Here is a 16,843-nt window from a genome sequence, read left to right as displayed (position 1 = left end):
ATGCACGGGCGTCCCTGGGGTGTTGGCTTTGCACTCTTATTAACCGCCGAGACGTTTCAGCGCCGCCGGAGCCTCCTCGATACGGTCAACGAGGGCTATTCGGGACTCCATCGAGCGTTCCCGGGCGAGTGACTGCAAGAGGGGCCAGGTCGGCAGGTGCTCCGTCCAGTGCGTGCGGTCGACGAGCACCATGGGCGTCGGTTCGCCACGCGACTCGTAGTAGTTGGGCGTCGCGTTGTCGAAGATCTCCTGTACGGTCCCGGCGGCGCCCGGCAGGAAGACCACCCCCGCGTTCGAGCGGGCCAGCAGACCGTCCTCGCGGGTCGCGTTGGCGAAGTACTTGGCGATGTGCGAGGCGAAGGGGTTCGGCGGCTCATGGCCGTAGAACCACGTGGGGATGCCGATGGAGTGGTTGCCCCTCGGCCAGCGGGTGCGCACCTCGAAGGCGGCGCGGGCCCACTCGGTGATCGAGGGCACGAACGACGGTGACTTCGCGAGGAGTTGGCAGGCCTCCTCCAGCATGTCGTCCTCGTACGGCGCGGCGTACGCGCCCAGGTTCGCCGCCTCCATGGCGCCCGGCCCGCCGCCGGTCGCGACCACGAAACCGGCGCGGCTCAGCTCGCGGCCGAGGCGCGCGGCACCAGCGTAGGCCTCCGTCCCACGTGCCATCGCATGGCCGCCCATCACGCCCACCACCCGTGCGCCGCGCAGCAGTTCGTCGAGGGCGTCGGAGATGGAGTCGTCGTGCACGGCACGCAGCATCGAGGCGAATATGTCGCCGTCGGCCTTCGTGCGCTGGAACCAGGCGTGCGCGAGGGCGTCCGGCGTCTGCTCGTACCCCTTCTCCAGGGAGGCGAACAGTTCGTCGGGCTTGTACAGATGCCCCCGGTACGGGTCGAAGGGCAGATGCGGGACCGGCGGGAAGACCAGCGCCCCGTCGGCGCGTACCTTCGCCGCCGCGTCCTGACGCATCGGGCAGCCGAGGAAGACCGCCTCGGCGGTGTCGGTGGTGAGCAACTCCCTTGTACGGTCCGTCAGATCGACGGCCTGTACGCGGTAACCGGCGAGGGTGCCGCGGGCCGACACCGTCGCGTCGAAGTCCTCGAGCGTCTCGATCTCGCGCTCGTCGTGGTGGGCCGCATGGGCCGGGCTCGTCTGCACGGGCCCATGCTAGGCACGCCGTTCGCCGAGGTTTTCGGTCAGCCCTGGACCGCCGCCGGGTCCATCCACACGACCTCCCAGCTGTGGCCGTCGAGGTCGTCGAAGGAACGGCCGTACATATAGCCGTGGTCCTGGACGTCGTCGTGGGCGGTGCCGCCGGCCGCTACCGCCTTGCCCACCAGCTCGTCGACCTTCTCGCGGCTCTCGGCGCTCAGACAGATCAGCACCTCGCTGGTCTTCGTCGAGTCCGCGATCTCCTTCTTCGTGAAGTCCGCGTACCGCTGCTTGCTGAGCAGCATCGTGATGATGGTGTCGCTGATCACGACACAGGCGCAGTCGTCGCCGCTGAACTGCGGGTTGATGGTGTAGCCGAGCTCCGTGAAGAACTTCTTCGACGCCTCGACGTCGTCGGTGGCCAGGTTCACGAAGATCATCTGCTGGTACATGTGCGGTCTCTCCCATCGGATGCGTGGTGTTCGCAGTGGTAGACGGGGGCCGCGCACGGAACTCATCGGTTCCCGGGAATCTTTTTTGTACGAGTTCTCAGCGGGCCAGTGGCAGGGCCGCCAGTTCCGCCACGATCAGGGTCAGCGGGACGAACAGGGCGAGCAGTGCGCCCACCCGCAGAGCGGCGGCGCTGCGCAGCATCATGGCGGGGGCGCCGAGGCGCAGCAGGGCTGCCGTGGTGTCGGCCCGGGCGTGCTTGGCCTCCACGGCCGCGGTGAGCAGCGTGGCGACGGTGCAGCCGGACACCAGCAGCGTGCCGAGGGTGGTGAGCGGCCCGAAGACGGGGGTGCTCGTCTCGTACAGGGCGGCCATGGCATAGGTGCCGGAGGCGACCGCGCAGACGATGCCGAGGGGGCGGCCGATGCGGGTGGCCTCCTCCATGAGGACACGGCCGGACAGCAGCCGGAGGGCGCCGGGGCGCCCCGCCTGGAGGAGGCGGCCGCACAGATGGGCGAGGCCGGGGCCGGCGACGGCGAGGCCGAGAGCGGTGAGCACCCAGCCGAGGAGGACCGCGGGGGCCCCGGTGGTCAGGCCGCCGGGGAGGCGGGGCGCGGGGGTGGTCGACGCGCGGGTGGCGTAGGCCTGCACGGCCAGGCCCGCGGTGAGGAGGGAGACGCCCCAGGGGAGGCCGGCGGGGGCGCTGCCGGGTGCGGGGGAGTGGTCAGCGGCGGGGTTCGGCTGAGCATCGGCCGAGTCTTCGCCGGGGGGCGGTGTTGTGGGGGTGGGGTCGCTTGCCCGCGCGTGCGGGGTGCCGCCTGCGCCCACCCGTGCCGCCCAAGCGGCACGACTGCCCGCAGGCTGGGGTGGCGGGGTGCCGCCCATGTTCGGGGCGGGAGTCGCGTCGGCCGTACGGCTGCCCGCGGGCTGGGTGCGCAGGCGTGCGCCGAAACGGCCGTACGTCCCGAAGGTCTCCCGTGCCACCGTCCGGCCGTATGCCCCGAAGCGGCCGTAGTGCCGTGCCACCGCCCGTGCCGCGGCCGGCCTCGCGTCCCGGGGGAGGAGGACCAGCGCCACCGTCGCGGAGGCGATCGCCGGGACCAGCGCGAGCAGCGTCAGGGCCGCCGGGACGGGAAGCGGCTGGTCGGCGGCCAGGAACACCGAGGCGGCGCCGTCGAAGGGGGCGCCCGTGAGGTCGCCGCGCAGGTCGAGGAAGACGAGAAGGGCCAGCAGCGAGCCGAGCGTGCAGGACAGGGCCGTCGTCGTGGCCGACACCGCCATCAGGCGGAACGGGCCCAGACCGATGGCCGAGAGGCCGCTGCGGGGCTTCGTGGCCGGGTCGGTGCGGGCCACCGCCACCGCGAAGTGGACGGTGGCGGCCAGCGGGGTCAGACACCAGGCGAGGCGGAGGGCCGAGCCGTCGGGGTTCTGCGGATGGCTCATCGCGTAACCGAGGGCGCACAGCAGGAGGAAGCCCGTGCCGGCCGAGGCCACCGCCACCAGGAGGCGGCGCAGCTGTACGGCCGGGTGGGCGCCGCGGGTCAGACGGAGAGCGAGCACGGGGCCCGGCCTTCCGTCTCGGCCACCGGGGGAAGGTGGACCGTGTTCACGCAGCGGCCGTCCAGCAGCGACAGCGTGCGGTCGGCGATGGCCGCCGTCTCCTGGTCGTGGGTGGCCACGACGACCGTGATGCCGTGTGAACGGGCCGCCGTGGTGAGCGTGCGCAGCACATGGGCGCGGTCGGCGCGGTGCAGGGGGGCCGTGGGCTCGTCGGCGAAGAGGATCGTGGGGCCCTGGGCGAGGGCCCGGGCGATCGACACGCGCTGCCGCTCGGCCTGCTTCATCTCGTGCGGTCGCCGACGGGACAGGTCGCCGACGTCGAGGCGTTCGAGCCACTCCAGGGCTGCCGTCCGAGCGCGCTCGCGGCTGGTGCCGCGCAGCATCAGGGGGAGGGCGGCGTTCTCCCAGGCATTCAGCTCGGGTACGAGCACGGGGGCCGGGTCGATCCAGCCGAAGCGGTCGCGGCGCAGCCGCTCCCGGGCCGGCTGGGCCATGGTGTGGACCGGCACGCTGTTGAACCAGACCTCGCCCTGCTGGGCCGTCACCAGGCCGGACAGACAGCGCAGCAGGGTCGTCTTCCCGCTGCCCCGCGGGCCGCTGACGGCGAGGATCTCGCCCTCCCTGACACCGAACGAGACGCCGCTGAGCGCGGGCGAGCCGTCACCGTGCTGGAAGTGCAGTGAGCGTGCCCAGAGCACGTCGTTGTCCGGCGGGGCCTCCATGGGCGTACACCTCGGTTCGGATCTGTGGTTCCCGTGATCTTTGTTCCCCCGTGCGGGGGAACGAGGACAGGGCCGATCGGTTACCAGGCACGCTAAGGAGCGGCGGCGCCGACGCCGGACAGCACGCGGCCCGGCATGCACCCTTCTCACTCGTACGGGTGCATCCCGGGCCGTATAAGCCGTCTAACCGCCGGAGGCTAGAGCTTCGTCCACGCCTCCGTCAGGGTGGCGCGCAGGATCTGCTCGATCTCGTCGAAGGTCTCCTGGTTGGAGATCAGCGGCGGGGCGAGCTGGATCACCGGGTCGCCGCGGTCGTCGGCACGGCAGTACAGGCCGTTGTCGAACAGGGCCTTGGAGAGGAAGCCGTACAGGACGCGCTCGGTCTCCTCGTCGTTGAAGGACTCCTTCGTCGCCTTGTCCTTCACGAGCTCGATGCCGTAGAAGAAGCCGTTGCCGCGGACGTCGCCGACGATCGGCAGGTCGTGCAGCTTCTGCAGGGTGGAGAGGAAGGCGCCCTCGTTGTCCAGTACGTGCTGGTTGAGGCCCTCGCGCTCGAAGAGGTCGAGGTTGGCCAGGCCCACCGCGGCGGAGACCGGGTGGCCGCCGAAGGTGTAGCCGTGCAGGAAGGTGTTGTCGCCCTTGTAGAACGGCTCGGCCAGGCGGTCGGAGACGATGCACGCGCCGATCGGGGAGTAGCCCGAGGTCATGCCCTTGGCGCAGGTGATCATGTCCGGGACGTAGCCGAACTTGTCGCAGGCGAAGGTCGTGCCGAGGCGGCCGAAGGCGCAGATGACCTCGTCCGAGACCAGCAGCACGTCGTACTGGTCGCAGATCTCGCGCACCCGCTGGAAGTAGCCGGGCGGCGGCGGGAAGCAGCCGCCGGCGTTCTGCACCGGCTCCAGGAAGACCGCGGCGACCGTGTCCGGGCCCTCGAAGAGGATCTGCTGCTCGATCTGGTCGGCGGCCCAGCGGCCGAAGGCCTCCGGGTCGTCGCCGTAGATCGGCGCGCGGTAGATGTTGGTGTTCGAGACCTTGTGCGCGCCCGGGACCAGCGGCTCGAAGGGGGCCTTCAGACCCGGCAGACCGGTGATCGACAGGGCGCCCTGCGGGGTGCCGTGGTAGGCGACCGCACGGGAGATGACCTTGTACTTGGTGGGCTTGCCGACCAGCTTGAAGTACTGCTTGGCGAGCTTCCAGGCGGTCTCGACCGCCTCGCCGCCGCCGGTGGTGAAGAAGACCTTGTTCAGGTCGCCCGGGGCCTCGTCGGCAAGGCGCTCGGCCAGCTCCACGGCCTTCGGGTGGGCGTAGGACCACACCGGGAAGAACGCCAGCTCCTGCGCCTGCTTGAAGGCGGTCTCGGCGAGTTCCGTGCGGCCGTGACCGGCCTGGACCACGAACAGGCCCGCGAGACCGTCGAGGTAGCGCTTGCCCTTGTCGTCGTAGATGTAGGTGCCCTCGCCCCGGACGATGGTCGGGACGGGGGAGTTCTCGTACGAGGACATGCGGGTGAAGTGCATCCACAGGTGGTCGTACGCGGTCTTGCTGAGGTCCTTCTGGCTCACGGTTATCGGGTTCCCCACATGTAGGTCTGCTTCTTCAGCTTCAGGTAGACGAAGCTTTCGGTGGAGCGCACGCCGGGCAGGGCCCGGATGCGTTTGTTGATGACGTCCAGCAGGTGGTCGTCGTCCTCGCAGACGATCTCGGCGAGGATGTCGAACGAGCCCGCGGTCATCACCACGTACTCGACTTCCGACATGTCAGTCAGCGCTTCGGCGATCTTCTCCACGTCGCCCTCGACGTTGACGCCGACCATCGCCTGCCGGCGGAAGCCCACGGTGAGCGGGTCCGTGACGGCGACGATCTGCATCACACCCTGGTCGAGCAGCTTCTGGACGCGCTGGCGCACGGCCGCCTCGGACAGGCCCACGGCCTTGCCGATCGCGGCGTACGGCCGGCGGCCGTCCTCCTGGAGCTGTTCGATGATGGCGAGGGAGACGGCATCCAGATGGGGAGTGCCGTTCCTGGGCTCGCGGGACGAGTCCCTTTGCTCTGCGCTTCGACTGGCCACGACCTCACTGTGCACGACGTCTCGACGGTTCCGCAAGGGTTGACCGATGAAATTCGTTGTTTACGTGACTGAGACCTGCGGATTTCGCAGTCTTGATGCGACTGGGGGTGTTGAAAACGTGGGGGCGCGGATTAGGGTGGGTGTCTCAGTCATTGGACAGCCGAAACAGATTCAGACCTGACAGGAGGCCGGCAGTGAGCACCGAGCTGCGTCGTCTGCGCAACTACATCAACGGTGAGTTCCGGGACGCCGCCGACGGACGGACCACCGAGGTGGTCAACCCCGCGACGGGCGAGGCGTACGCGACCGCGCCGCTGTCCGGCCAGGCGGATGTGGACGCCGCGATGGCGGCCGCCGCCGAGGCCTTCCCGCAGTGGCGCGACAAGACGCCCGCCGAGCGCCAGAAGGCCCTGCTGAAGATCGCGGACGCGTTCGAGGAGCGGGCCGAGGAGCTCATCGCGGCCGAGGTGGAGAACACCGGAAAGCCGATCGGGCTCACGCGGTCCGAGGAGATCCCGCCGATGGTCGACCAGATCCGCTTCTTCGCGGGCGCGGCCCGGATGCTGGAGGGCCGGTCGGCCGGTGAGTACATGGACGGGATGACGTCCATCATCCGCCGCGAGCCGGTCGGCGTCTGCGCGCAGGTCGCGCCGTGGAACTACCCGATGATGATGGCCGTGTGGAAGTTCGCCCCGGCGATCGCGGCGGGCAACACGGTCGTGCTGAAGCCGTCGGACACCACCCCCGCGTCCACCGTCCTGATGGCCGACATCATCGGCTCGATCCTGCCCAAGGGCGTCTTCAACGTCATCACCGGCGACCGGGACACCGGCCGGCTGATGGTCGAGCACCCGACCCCGGCGATGGCCTCCATCACCGGCTCGGTGCGGGCGGGCATGTCGGTCGCCGAGTCGGCGTCCAAGGACCTCAAGCGGGTCCACCTGGAGCTGGGCGGCAAGGCGCCGGTCGTCGTCTTCGAGGACACCGACATCGCCAAGGCCGTGGAGGACATCTCCGTCGCGGGCTTCTTCAACGCCGGCCAGGACTGTACGGCGGCGACCCGCGTCCTCGTCCAGGAGGGCATCCACGACGAGTTCGTGGCCGCACTGGCCAAGGCGGCCGCCGAGACGAAGACCGGGCAGCCGGACGACGAGGACGTGCTGTTCGGCCCGCTCAACAACCCCAACCAGCTGAAGCAGGTGGCCGGTTTCATCGAGCGGCTGCCCGCGCACGCCAAGGTCGAGACGGGCGGTCACCAGGTCGGCGAGAAGGGCTACTTCTACGCGCCGACCGTGGTGTCCGGGCTGAAGCAGGACGACGAGATCATCCAGAAGGAGGTCTTCGGTCCCGTCATCACCGTCCAGTCCTTCACGGACGAGGACCAGGCCGTGGAGTGGGCCAACGGCGTCGAGTACGCGCTCGCCTCGTCGGTGTGGACCAAGGACCACGGCCGTGCGATGCGGCTGTCGAAGAAGCTGGACTTCGGCTGCGTGTGGATCAACACGCACATCCCGCTGGTCGCGGAGATGCCGCACGGCGGGTTCAAGAAGTCCGGCTACGGCAAGGACCTGTCGGGCTACGGGTTCGAGGACTACACGCGGATCAAGCACGTGATGACCTCGCTGGACGCCTAGTCGCCACGAGGTGACACGCGGCCCCGGACGGATCAACTGCCGTCCGGGGCCGCGCCGTTCCCCCTCCGCGACGGTCAGGTGTCCGAGGCGGACGGCCGGGCTGATCGACAGGGTGTCCGGCCCGTGCGGGCGTACTCGACGCTGCGTCGATTGTCGGCGTACAGGCAGGGACGGCATGCTGCGCCCATGCCCCTCACGCCGAAGACCTCCGCCCTCTCCCGTCGGTCCCTGCTGCGCGCGCTGGGTGGTGGTGCGGTGCTCGGCGGTCTGGCCGGCTGCGGGGTGCCGGCCGCGTATGTGCGGCCCGGCGAGCGCGCCGTCGCCGATCTGTCCGCCCGTGACAAGCGGCTGACCTGGGCGAACTGGCCGCTGTACATCGACACCGACGACCACGACCCGAACCGGCGGCCCACGCTGGAGGCCTTCGAGAAGCACACGGGGATCTCCGTCGAGTACACCGAGGAGATCAACGACAACGACGAGTTCTTCGGCAAGATCAGCCCCGCCCTGATGAACCACCAGCGGACCGGCCGCGATCTGGTCGTCATGAGCGACTGGATGTGCGCGCGGTTCGTGCGGCTCGGATGGGTCCAGGAGATGGACCGGGCCAGGCAGCCGAACGTGGCCAAGTACCTTGACCCGCAACTGCGTTCGCCCGCCTTCGACCCCGGCCGCAGATACTCGGTGCCGTGGCAGTCGGGCATCACCGGCATCGCGTACGACCGCCGCAGGCTCGGCCGGGAGATCCGCCATGTCTCGGATTTGTGGGCGGGCGACCTCAAGGGGCGGGTGACCCTGCTGTCCGGCCTCGACGAGGCGTTCGCGCTGCTGATGCAGGGCAACGGCGTCGACATCACCCGGTGGACGGCGGCCGACTTCCACAAGGTCTGCGACCAGGTCGAGCAGTACGTCGCGCAGGGCCACATCCGCCGTTTCACCGGCAACGACTACACCAAGGACCTGGTCAGCGGCGACGTCCTGGCCTGTCAGGCGTATTCCGGGGACGTCATCCAGCTGCAGGCCGACAACCCGCACATCCGCTTCGTGGTGCCCGAGGAGGGCGCGGAGCTGTGGGCCGACTCCCTGATGATCCCGGACCGGGCGGCGCACAAGAGAAACGCCGAGCGGCTCGTCGACTACTACTACGCGCCCGAGGTCGCCGCCGAACTCGCCGCCTGGGTGAACTACGTCTGTCCCGTCCCCGCCGCCCAGGACGTCCTCGCGGCCGCCAAGGACAAGGACACCGCGGCCCTCGCCGAGAACCCGCTGATCTTCCCGGACGCCGAGATGCGCAAACGGCTGGTGATCGCCCGGGACATCACGTCGACGGAGCGGGTGGAGTTCGCGAAGAGGTGGAACAAGATCGTGGGGTTGTGAGGCGCGCGAGGCCGCTGTGTCTGGCCCCTTCCGTCACAGCCCACATACCGCCGGCCGAGGCCGCTGACGCCGTCGCCCGGCTCGAGAAGAAGATCGGCGACCCGATCCGGTTCGTGCTCACCCTTTGAAGCCTGCCCGCCCCGACCCATGGCGGGTCCCGGAAGCCCCTCCCGCGACGAGAGTCGCGGGAGGGGCTTCGCGCGTTGCGGCGGGTCGGTGGAGAGGGGGCGTGCCCCCTGCGGGGGCCTTGGTCCGGCCGGACGGACAGGGCTTCGCATGATTCCGTCAAGCGACCGTGTCAGTCGCCACAATCGACCGACATTGTCGAGTGACAATGTCGTCTGTATAGTTCTGGCCAGCGACAGCCTGTGCGGAACGAAAGGCAAGCTCATGACCCACGAGACCCTGCGCGGAACCGAACCGATTCCCCAGCGTCCCGCCCTGCCCCTGGTCGGCCACGCGTTCGACATTCCCAGTGGTGTCGACGGCCTGCACTACGTGATGAGGGAGGCCAAGGAGCTGGGGCCGCTGTTCAAGATCCGCGTCTTCGGCAATGAGATCAACTTCGCCTCGGGCCTCGACCTGGTCACCGAGCTGGCGGACGAGAGCCGGTTCCGCAAGAACGTGCACCCCGACCTCGTCATCCTTCGGGAGATCGGCGGCGACGGTCTCTTCACCGCCTTCAACGACGAGCCCAACTGGCGCAAGGCGCACGACATCCTGATGCCGGCCTTCTCACTCGGCGCGATGCGCGGCTACCACGCGACGATGCTCCAGGTCGCCCACGAGCTGATCGGGAAGTGGGACCGGGCGGCCGGGGCGGAGCCCGTGGACGTCGCCGACGACATGACACGGCTGACGCTCGACACGATCGGCCTGTGCGGATTCGGCTACGACTTCGAGTCGTTCAGCCGCGAGGAGCCGCACCCCTTCGTCACCGCCCTGTCGCGAGCGCTCGGCTTCGCCCAGGCCAAGGGGGAGTCCATCCCCGGCACGGAGCTGTTCAAGTGGAAGCAGACGGAGCAGTTCCGCAAGGACGTCACCCTGATGAAGGACCTCGTCGACGACGTGATCCGGCAGCGCCGGGCGTCCGGCGACCAGAGCACCAGTGACCTGCTCGGGCGCATGCTGCACACCCGCGACGCGGTGACGGGCGAGCCTCTGGACGACGTCAACATCCGCTACCAGGCGATCACCTTCCTCATCGCCGGCCACGAGACCACCAGCGGCGCCCTGTCGTTCGCCCTGTACTACCTGACCAAGCACCCCGAGGTCCTCGCCCGGGCCCAGGCCGAGGTCGACGCGCTGTGGGGTGACACGGACGCCCCCGAGCCGGACTACGGGGACATCGGCAAGCTGACGTACATCCGTCAGGTGCTCAACGAGGGTCTGCGGCTGTGGCCGACCGCGCCCGCCTTCGCGGTGGAGCCGCTTGAGGACACGGTCATCGGCGGGAAGTACGCCGTGCGCAAGGGCGAGTCGATCCAGATCCTCATCCCGCAGCTGCACCGCGATCCCGCCTGGGGAGAGAACGTCGAGCTGTTCGATCCCGACCGGTTCCTGCCGGAGCGGGAGGAGGAGCGCCCGGTTCACCTGTTCAAGCCGTTCGGCAGCGGCGAACGCGCCTGCATCGGCCGCCAGTTCGCGCTGCACGAGGCGACTCTGGTCCTCGCGCTGGTGATCCACCGCTACCGTCTGATCGACCACACCGACTACCAGCTGAAGATCAAGCAGTCCCTCACCCTCAAGCCCGACGCGTTCACCCTGAACCTGGCCCGGCGCACCAGCGGAGAGCGTCGCCTGCCCGCCGTCCTTGCGAGCGCCGCCCCCGCCGCCGAGGGCCGCCGCGCCGTCCGGCGCGCCACCGGAACCGCGCTGACCCTGCTGCACGGCTCCAACTTGGGCACCTGCGCGGGCATCGCCCGCGACCTGGCCGAAGACGGCGACGAGCGAGGCTTCGCCCCGTCCGTCGCGCCCCTCAATGACGCCGTGGGCAAGCTCTCCCCCGGCGACGGGCCGGTGGTGATCGTGGCCGCCTCCTACAACGGCAGGCCCACCGACGACGCCACGCGGTTCGTCGCCTGGCTGGAAGGACTGGAACCCGGCGCGCTCGACGGCCTCCCCTACGCCGTCCTGGGCGTCGGCGACCGCAACTGGGCCGCCACCTACCAGCGCGTCCCCACCCTGATCGACGAACGGCTCACCGCCGCGGGCGCCACCTCGTTGCTGGAGCGCGGCGCCGCGGACGCCGCCGGCGACTTCGCCGGCACGGTGGACCGGTGGACCGGAGGCCTGTGGACCACCCTGCTGGAGCGGTACGGAGCCGCCGGCGAAGCGACCGCCGCGCAGGCGGAGGACGACGACCGGGAAGCGGGACTGTACGAGCTGGAGGACACGACCGACTCGGTCATCGGCGGGCTCGCGGCACGCCACGGCCTACAGCCGATGGAGGTGCTCGACGCGTACGAACTGGTCGACATGAACCATGGGCTGGGCCGCTCCAAGCGCTTCCTGAGGCTGCGGCTGCCCGAGGGCGTCACCTACCGCACCGGCGACCACCTGGCCGTCCTCCCGAGCAACCCGCACGACCTCGTCCGGCGCGTGGCCGACCGCTTCTCGCTCGACCTGGACCGCACCGTCCGGCTCCGCGCCCGCCGCCGCAGCCGGGGCGCCCTGCCCGTCGACCGGCCGCTGACCCTGCGCCGCCTGCTCACCGACTTCGTCGAACTGCAGGATGCCGCCACCCGGGAACAGGTCGCCGTACTCGCCGAGCACACCGCCTGCCCGCCCGAGAAGCGCCCGCTGGCCGAACTCGCCGCGGCGGATGAGGAGACCTTCCGCGAGCAGGTGACCACCGCCGGGCTCGGCCTCCTGGACCTGCTGGAGCGCTACCGGGCCTGTGAGCTGCCGTTCGAGGTCTTCCTGGAGCTGCTGCCCGTGCTGCGCCCGCGCCACTACTCGATCTCCTCGTCCGCCGCGGCGGCACCCGGCGAGGTCGACCTGATGGTGTCGCTGCTCGCTGCGCCTCATCGCCGCGGCGAGGGCACTTTCCGCGGCATCGGCTCGCACTACCTGCAGACCGTGAACGCCGGCGACACCGTGCAGGCCCGGGTGCTGCCCTGCAGCGAGGCCTTCCGTCTGCCCGAGGACGACTCCGTACCCGTGATCCTGGTCAGCGCCGGCACCGGTCTGGCGCCCTTCCGCGGGGCCGTCCTCGACCGCCACCACACCAAGTCGACCGGCACCCTGCTGTGCTACTTCGGCTGCGACCACCCCGAGGTCGACTACCTCCACCGCGCGGAGTTCGAGGCGGCCGAGGCGGCCGGAGCCGTCAGCATGCGCCCCACCTTCTCCTGCGCCCCCGAGGACGGTGCCCGCTTCGTCCAGGACCGCATCGCCAAGGAGAGCGAGGAGGTCTGGGCGGCACTGGAGGCCGGCGGACGCGTCTACATCTGCGGCGACGGCCGCCGCATGGCCCCCGCCGTGCGGGAGGCGTTCATGGCGATCTACCGCAGGTACACCGGCGCCGGTGACGACGAGGCGAGCGCCTGGCTGAACGCCCTGATCGAGTCCGGCACCTACGTCGAGGACGTCTGGGCCGGCTGACCGCCGACCACCCGGTGTGCGGTGGCCGACGTCCACCGCACACCCCACCGAGCGACAGGGCCACGGACACCACTCCCCCCAGGTCCGTGGCCCTGTCTTCTTCGCCCCGTGTCCCGCTGCTCTGCACCCCGTGCCCCGCCCCCTCCCGAACTCGTGAGGTTCTCATGCCTGTCGCACGCTCCGCGCCCCGCCGAGGGCCGCTGGCCCTTCCCCGCTCTCTGCAGAGGAGCGGTCGGTGAGCGCGCGCAGCGGCTCCGCCCTGACCTTCGGCGTCGCGGTCGCCCTCATCGGCGGAGTGACCCTGGGCAACGGGGGAGCGAATGTGATGCCCGTCTTCGTCGACGACTTCGCGACCCGTTTCGCGCTGTCGGACTCCACCGCCGGGCTCGTGGCCGCGACCCAGCTGATGGCGACCGCCGTCGTCACCCTGCTGCTGGCCGAGCGGGCGGCGCGGCCGGGGCGGGTACGGATGGCCCGGCTGGGCCTGGCTGTCTCGGGCGTCGGCTTTCTGGGCGCGGCGACGGTCACCGACCCGGTGGGCCTGGTCCTGGCCAACCTGGTCCTCGGCGCGGGGCTCGGCGTGGTCTACGCGGCGGCCACGGCCGCGCTCGCCGCCACCGACGACGCCGACAAGGCGTCCGCGGTCACCATCTCCGGCGTGGTCGGTGTGACGGCGCTGCTGATCATGGGCGTCCCCGCGGCCAACCACGACGTGGGGGAGGGCACCGGCTTCCTGCTCATGGCGCTGTGCTGTGTGCTCGCCTGGCCGCTGCTGCGCCGGCTCCCCGACGGCCCGTCCGGTCCCGCGGCACCGGACGCCGGGTCCGCCGGTCCGCAAGGGGCGGCCTCGGCGCGGCCGTCGGTCCTGCTGCTCGTCGGCACCGGGCTCCTGTGGGCCGTCACCCAGGGCGCGTGGTCGTACGCCTCGGTGCTGGGGCGGCAGCACACCAGCATGTCGCACTCGGCCGTGTCGGCCGTCCTCGCCGTCTCCAGCGTCGTGGCACTCGTCGGCGCCGTGGTGGGGCCCCTCTCCGCGCGGCACTTCGGGCGCATGCGGTCGATGGCCGCCTTCATCACGGCGCAGGCCCTCGCGATGGCGGTCCTGATCTTCACCCGTGAACCGGTCGTCTTCACCGTCGCGGCCGTCCTGTGGCAGGCCTGCCAACTGGCCGTCCTGGTGCAGATGCTCGCCGCCGCGGCGCTCATCGACCCGACCGGACGCCTGGTGGCCTCCCTCGGCGGGGCGGGTGCGCTGGGCACCGGCGTCGGGCCGCTGGCCGTCGGGGCCATTCTCGACAGTGCCGGGGCCGGCGTACTGGGTCTCGTCCTGGCGGTCGGTACCTTCGCCGCCTCGCTGCCCCTGCTGAGGATGACGGTGGCCGGCGGGGCGGTCGCCGACGAACCGCAGCCCGGACGCGTGCCGACGGTCTGAGGACGTCGCCCCGACCACGCGGAACGGCCGCTGCCCTGTTCGATGTCAGGGGCAGCGGCCGCTTGGGCGTTGAGGACGGAGTGCCCGGGCAACTCTGCGACGGCGACGAGGGTGAGGCCGGCCCATGCCACCCTGCCGTCAGCTCGTCGGCAGGGTCACGAACTCCATTCGGCCTCCGGCGAGAGCGACGACAGCGGAGACCAGGGCCTGCAGACAGGTGCGTTCGGCCTCCTCGTCGGGCAGTGAGAGATGCTGCGACGAGAGGCCGTCGAAGCCTGCCAGGAAGAACCGGGCGAGGGTCTCCGCCGGCTGGGCGAGCTGGTGACCGGTGCGCTCGGCCGCCTCGGTCACCAGTTTCGTCGTCACGGCCGTCACCTCGCGGTAGTGGCCCTCCAGGGCCTCCTGCAGCCGTGGCGTCCGGAGCGCGAACATGGACAGTTCGGTGAGCAGCTGGTGGGTGGTCGGCTGCTCGAGCAGGGTCTGCCACAGGGCGGCGGCGAGCGCGGTGACCGTTTCCTCGAAGCTGGCGTCCGCGGGTGTCGCCCGTTCGACCTGCGCGATCAGATCATGGGTGAGCTGCTCCATGACGGCCCGGTACAGATCCTCCTTGGTGCCGAATGTGTAGTGCACTGTCGCCTGGGCCACGCCCAGCTCGGCGGCGATGGCACGGGTACTTCCGGCGGCCACACCTTCCCTCGTCATGAGGTCGATGGCGGCCTTGATCAGCTGAGGACGGCGCTCGGCCGCAGAAACATGAGCCATGAACCCATGATAACGACTTAGTCCACTGAATAAGTCGTTCGATCATGTTGGGGTCCCCGGAGACGACCACCGCCGGTCACATTCCTGCAGCGGCGCCGCCCCCGTCAGGCGGGCAGCGTGCGGATGGCCGCGATGTCGAACTGGAGGCGCACCTTCTCGCTCACCATGGCGCCGCCCTCCGCCAGCTTCTGGCTGTACGTCAGGCCCCATTCGGAGCGGTTGATGGTGGTCGTGCCGTCGAACCCCACCCGCTCGTCGCCGAACGCGTCGACGACGTGCCCGATGTAGGTGAGCTCCAGGTCGACGGGGCGGGTGGTGTTCTTGATGGTGAGCTCGCCGTTCATGCGGTAGACGTCGGGGTCCACGAGCTGCACCGTCGTACTGACGAAGCGCATCCGCGGATGGTTCGCCGCGTCCAGGAAGTCACGGCCGGTCAGGTGCGCGTCGCGCTGTTCCACGCCGGTGTCGACGGACGCGGTGGACAGGACGATCTCGGCGCGTGAGCGGGAGGGGTCGCGGCCGTCGAAGTAGAGCCGGCTCTGGTACTCGGTGAAGGCGCCGCGCACGGTGGTCACCATGGCATGGCGGACGGAGAAGCCGATACGGCTGTGCGCCGGGTCGATCACCCACTCTCCGGTCAGCGCCGCGAGAGCGGGGTCCGGACGGTTCGCTGTGGGGGCGAACGCCGGTGGTACCAGGGGGCGTTGCGGGGCGGTGACGGTGGGGGGAGCCGGGCGGCGCAGGGACGCAGCACGGGTGAAAAGGTTCATGATTCACGTACCTACGTCATGACAAGAACGGCCGCAAGCCACCTTCAAGACCCGCGCACACGGTCGTCACCAATTCCCCGATCAATGGCCGGATCCCGCGCCCCCGAGTGGCTTTGCCATCCCTTTACAACCCGCCCCTCCGCTGCCTCGTCTCTCCGCTCGATCAGTCACACAGCCCGCCGGTCGACCACCGGGCGGACCGACGAAAGAGAGCGATTCATGCGTCGAACCGGCCTCAGTGCCATGGCACTTGCGTGCACCGCCGTGCTGGCGGGCGCGCTGCCCGCGTTCGCCGACGGGGCGAAGACGAGCCCGAGCCCCGTCCCCAGCGCCACCCAGGCCCCCACCTCCCCTCCCCGTACCCGCCCCAGCGCCAGTACCGCCCCGAGTGCCGTACCGAGCGCGGCTCCGACCCGGGCGCCGTCCTCGGGCCAGGTGTCCGTCGTGCCGAGCGGTGCGCCGAACACCGGTGTGCCGCCGACGACTTCGGACTCCTCGGACACGGGGGCGCTGGTCGGCGGCGGCGCCGCCGCGGCCGTCGTCCTCGGTGGCGGCGCCGTCTTCCTCGTACGCCGCCGGCAGGCGAACGGGGCATGAGTCCGCGCTCCGGGCGGGCCCTCGCCGCCATGGCGCTGGCCGCACTGCTCGTCGCCTGCGGCGGCCCGGGCGCCACCACCACGGGCCCCACGGGCACGCCGTCCGCCGCCGCGCCGCCCGCGGCCAGGTCCGCCAAGTCGGTGTCCGTGGTGGGGCGATCCATCCCGGTCGGGCTCCGGATACCGGCCATCGGGGTCGACACCCCGGTGATGAAGCTGGGCCTTGCGGCGGACGGCAGCGTGCAGGTGCCGCCGATCGCGGCGCACGACCGGGCGGGCTGGTACGAGCACTCCCCGACGCCGGGCCAGACCGGTCCGTCGGTGATCCTCGGCCATGTCACGGTCGGCGCCTACGGGGACGGAGTCTTCCGGCGCCTGGGGGAGCTGCGCCGGGGCGAGAAGATCGTGACGCGCCTGGAGAACGGCACGGCCGCGGTGTTCTCCGTGACCGACGTCCGCACGGTGTCCAAGGCCCGCTTCCCGTCGGAGCAGGTCTACGGGAACGTGAACCGGCCGGAGTTGCGGCTCATCACCTGCGGCGGCAAGCGGACCGGTGACGGCTACCTCGACAACGTGATCGTCTTCGCGGCCCTGAGCTCCGCCGGTCCCTGACCCGGCCACCCGGAACCCGGGCCGGCGGAACGTACGCCGTCGGCCCGGGCTCTTCCTCCACGAGCGCCCCCACGACTGCCCCCACGACCCGGGAGAACG

14 protein-coding genes are annotated in these 16,843 nt (G+C 70.7%); 6 read left to right on the top strand and 8 right to left on the bottom strand.

All coding sequences use genetic code 11. The features are described 5' to 3' along the window. Positions 1-39 precede the first annotated feature (39 nt). From ACFY1U_RS46580 to ACFY1U_RS46555, 6 genes are all read right to left on the bottom strand, one after another. A complete protein-coding gene (locus tag ACFY1U_RS46580) occupies positions 40-1,161 on the bottom strand; it encodes an LOG family protein (protein ID WP_390700152.1) in 1,122 nt (373 codons plus the stop codon). Between the two features lie 38 nt (positions 1,162-1,199). Beyond that, positions 1,200-1,607, bottom strand: a complete 408-nt coding sequence (locus tag ACFY1U_RS46575; protein WP_390700151.1) for a VOC family protein — start codon at positions 1,605-1,607, stop codon at positions 1,200-1,202. Positions 1,608-1,704: 97 nt separating this feature from the next. Then, the gene (locus ACFY1U_RS46570) at positions 1,705-3,165 is read right to left on the bottom strand and encodes a hypothetical protein (RefSeq protein WP_390700150.1); all 1,461 of its coding nucleotides are present in this window, start codon (positions 3,163-3,165) and stop codon (positions 1,705-1,707) included. Then, entirely contained in the window at positions 3,147-3,887 is a 741-nt protein-coding gene (locus tag ACFY1U_RS46565) for an ABC transporter ATP-binding protein (RefSeq protein WP_390700149.1), read from the bottom strand. Before ACFY1U_RS46565 ends, ACFY1U_RS46570 begins: the two co-directional genes overlap by 19 nt. A gap of 197 nt (positions 3,888-4,084) precedes the next feature. Next, on the bottom strand, positions 4,085-5,467 hold the full coding sequence (locus tag ACFY1U_RS46560; protein ID WP_390700148.1) for an aspartate aminotransferase family protein: 1,383 nt from the start codon (positions 5,465-5,467) through the stop codon (positions 4,085-4,087). Beyond that, complete coding sequence (locus tag ACFY1U_RS46555; RefSeq protein ID WP_365831990.1) at positions 5,452-5,970, bottom strand: Lrp/AsnC family transcriptional regulator; 519 nt, start codon at positions 5,968-5,970, stop codon at positions 5,452-5,454. Before ACFY1U_RS46555 ends, ACFY1U_RS46560 begins: the two co-directional genes overlap by 16 nt. 179 nt (positions 5,971-6,149) lie before the next feature. Here ACFY1U_RS46555 and ACFY1U_RS46550 point away from each other — a divergent pair, with 179 nt between their 5' ends. The 4 genes from ACFY1U_RS46550 to ACFY1U_RS46535 all read left to right on the top strand — a co-directional run bounded on the left by ACFY1U_RS46550 (position 6,150) and on the right by ACFY1U_RS46535 (position 14,004). Further along, positions 6,150-7,589 (top strand): gamma-aminobutyraldehyde dehydrogenase, encoded by a 1,440-nt coding sequence (locus tag ACFY1U_RS46550; RefSeq protein WP_390700147.1) that lies wholly within the window; start codon positions 6,150-6,152, stop codon positions 7,587-7,589. Between the two features lie 186 nt (positions 7,590-7,775). Beyond that, a complete protein-coding gene (locus ACFY1U_RS46545) occupies positions 7,776-8,966 on the top strand; it encodes a spermidine/putrescine ABC transporter substrate-binding protein (RefSeq protein WP_390700146.1) in 1,191 nt (396 codons plus the stop codon). Between the two features lie 390 nt (positions 8,967-9,356). After that, positions 9,357-12,572, top strand: a complete 3,216-nt coding sequence (locus ACFY1U_RS46540; RefSeq protein WP_390700145.1) for a cytochrome P450 — start codon at positions 9,357-9,359, stop codon at positions 12,570-12,572. Positions 12,573-12,807: 235 nt separating this feature from the next. Continuing rightward, positions 12,808-14,004, top strand: coding sequence for an MFS transporter (locus ACFY1U_RS46535; protein ID WP_390700144.1), 1,197 nt, complete (start codon positions 12,808-12,810; stop codon positions 14,002-14,004). Positions 14,005-14,142: 138 nt separating this feature from the next. On the opposite strand, the gene ACFY1U_RS46530 is transcribed toward ACFY1U_RS46535, so the two are convergent. Together ACFY1U_RS46530 and ACFY1U_RS46525 are read right to left on the bottom strand one after the other, a co-directional pair. Beyond that, a complete protein-coding gene (locus ACFY1U_RS46530) occupies positions 14,143-14,766 on the bottom strand; it encodes a TetR/AcrR family transcriptional regulator (RefSeq protein ID WP_390700143.1) in 624 nt (207 codons plus the stop codon). A gap of 104 nt (positions 14,767-14,870) precedes the next feature. Beyond that, on the bottom strand, positions 14,871-15,536 hold the full coding sequence (locus tag ACFY1U_RS46525; RefSeq protein WP_390700142.1) for a YceI family protein: 666 nt from the start codon (positions 15,534-15,536) through the stop codon (positions 14,871-14,873). 219 nt (positions 15,537-15,755) lie between these two features. On the opposite strand from ACFY1U_RS46525, the gene ACFY1U_RS46520 reads away from it, so the two are divergent. Both ACFY1U_RS46520 and ACFY1U_RS46515 read left to right on the top strand, forming a co-directional pair. Continuing rightward, positions 15,756-16,133: an LPXTG cell wall anchor domain-containing protein gene (locus ACFY1U_RS46520; RefSeq protein ID WP_390700141.1), complete on the top strand. Its 378-nt coding sequence runs from the start codon at positions 15,756-15,758 to the stop codon at positions 16,131-16,133. Next, entirely contained in the window at positions 16,130-16,744 is a 615-nt protein-coding gene (locus tag ACFY1U_RS46515) for a class F sortase (RefSeq protein ID WP_390700140.1), read from the top strand. The genes ACFY1U_RS46520 and ACFY1U_RS46515 overlap by 4 nt, the downstream gene beginning before the upstream one ends. The last annotated feature ends 99 nt before the right edge of the window (positions 16,745-16,843 follow it).

This window comes from Streptomyces sp. NPDC001351, from assembly GCF_042896045.1.
In the GTDB taxonomy this organism is placed as follows: domain Bacteria; phylum Actinomycetota; class Actinomycetes; order Streptomycetales; family Streptomycetaceae; genus Streptomyces.
The sequence above is the reverse complement of the archived record's forward strand: the minus strand, read 5'-3'. Positions and strand labels throughout refer to the sequence as shown.

What these genes read in the sequence shown, in the direction of transcription:
- ACFY1U_RS46565 (WP_390700149.1), bottom strand. Translation starts at nt 3,887, where the DNA reads ATGGAGGCCCCGCCGGACAACGACGTGCTCTGGGCACGCTCACTGCAC.
- ACFY1U_RS46545 (WP_390700146.1), top strand. Translation starts at nt 7,776, where the DNA reads ATGCCCCTCACGCCGAAGACCTCCGCCCTCTCCCGTCGGTCCCTGCTG.
- ACFY1U_RS46575 (WP_390700151.1), bottom strand. Translation starts at nt 1,607, where the DNA reads ATGTACCAGCAGATGATCTTCGTGAACCTGGCCACCGACGACGTCGAG.
- ACFY1U_RS46515 (WP_390700140.1), top strand. Translation starts at nt 16,130, where the DNA reads ATGAGTCCGCGCTCCGGGCGGGCCCTCGCCGCCATGGCGCTGGCCGCA.
- ACFY1U_RS46530 (WP_390700143.1), bottom strand. Translation starts at nt 14,766, where the DNA reads ATGGCTCATGTTTCTGCGGCCGAGCGCCGTCCTCAGCTGATCAAGGCC.
- ACFY1U_RS46520 (WP_390700141.1), top strand. Translation starts at nt 15,756, where the DNA reads ATGCGTCGAACCGGCCTCAGTGCCATGGCACTTGCGTGCACCGCCGTG.
- ACFY1U_RS46525 (WP_390700142.1), bottom strand. Translation starts at nt 15,536, where the DNA reads ATGAACCTTTTCACCCGTGCTGCGTCCCTGCGCCGCCCGGCTCCCCCC.
- ACFY1U_RS46540 (WP_390700145.1), top strand. Translation starts at nt 9,357, where the DNA reads ATGACCCACGAGACCCTGCGCGGAACCGAACCGATTCCCCAGCGTCCC.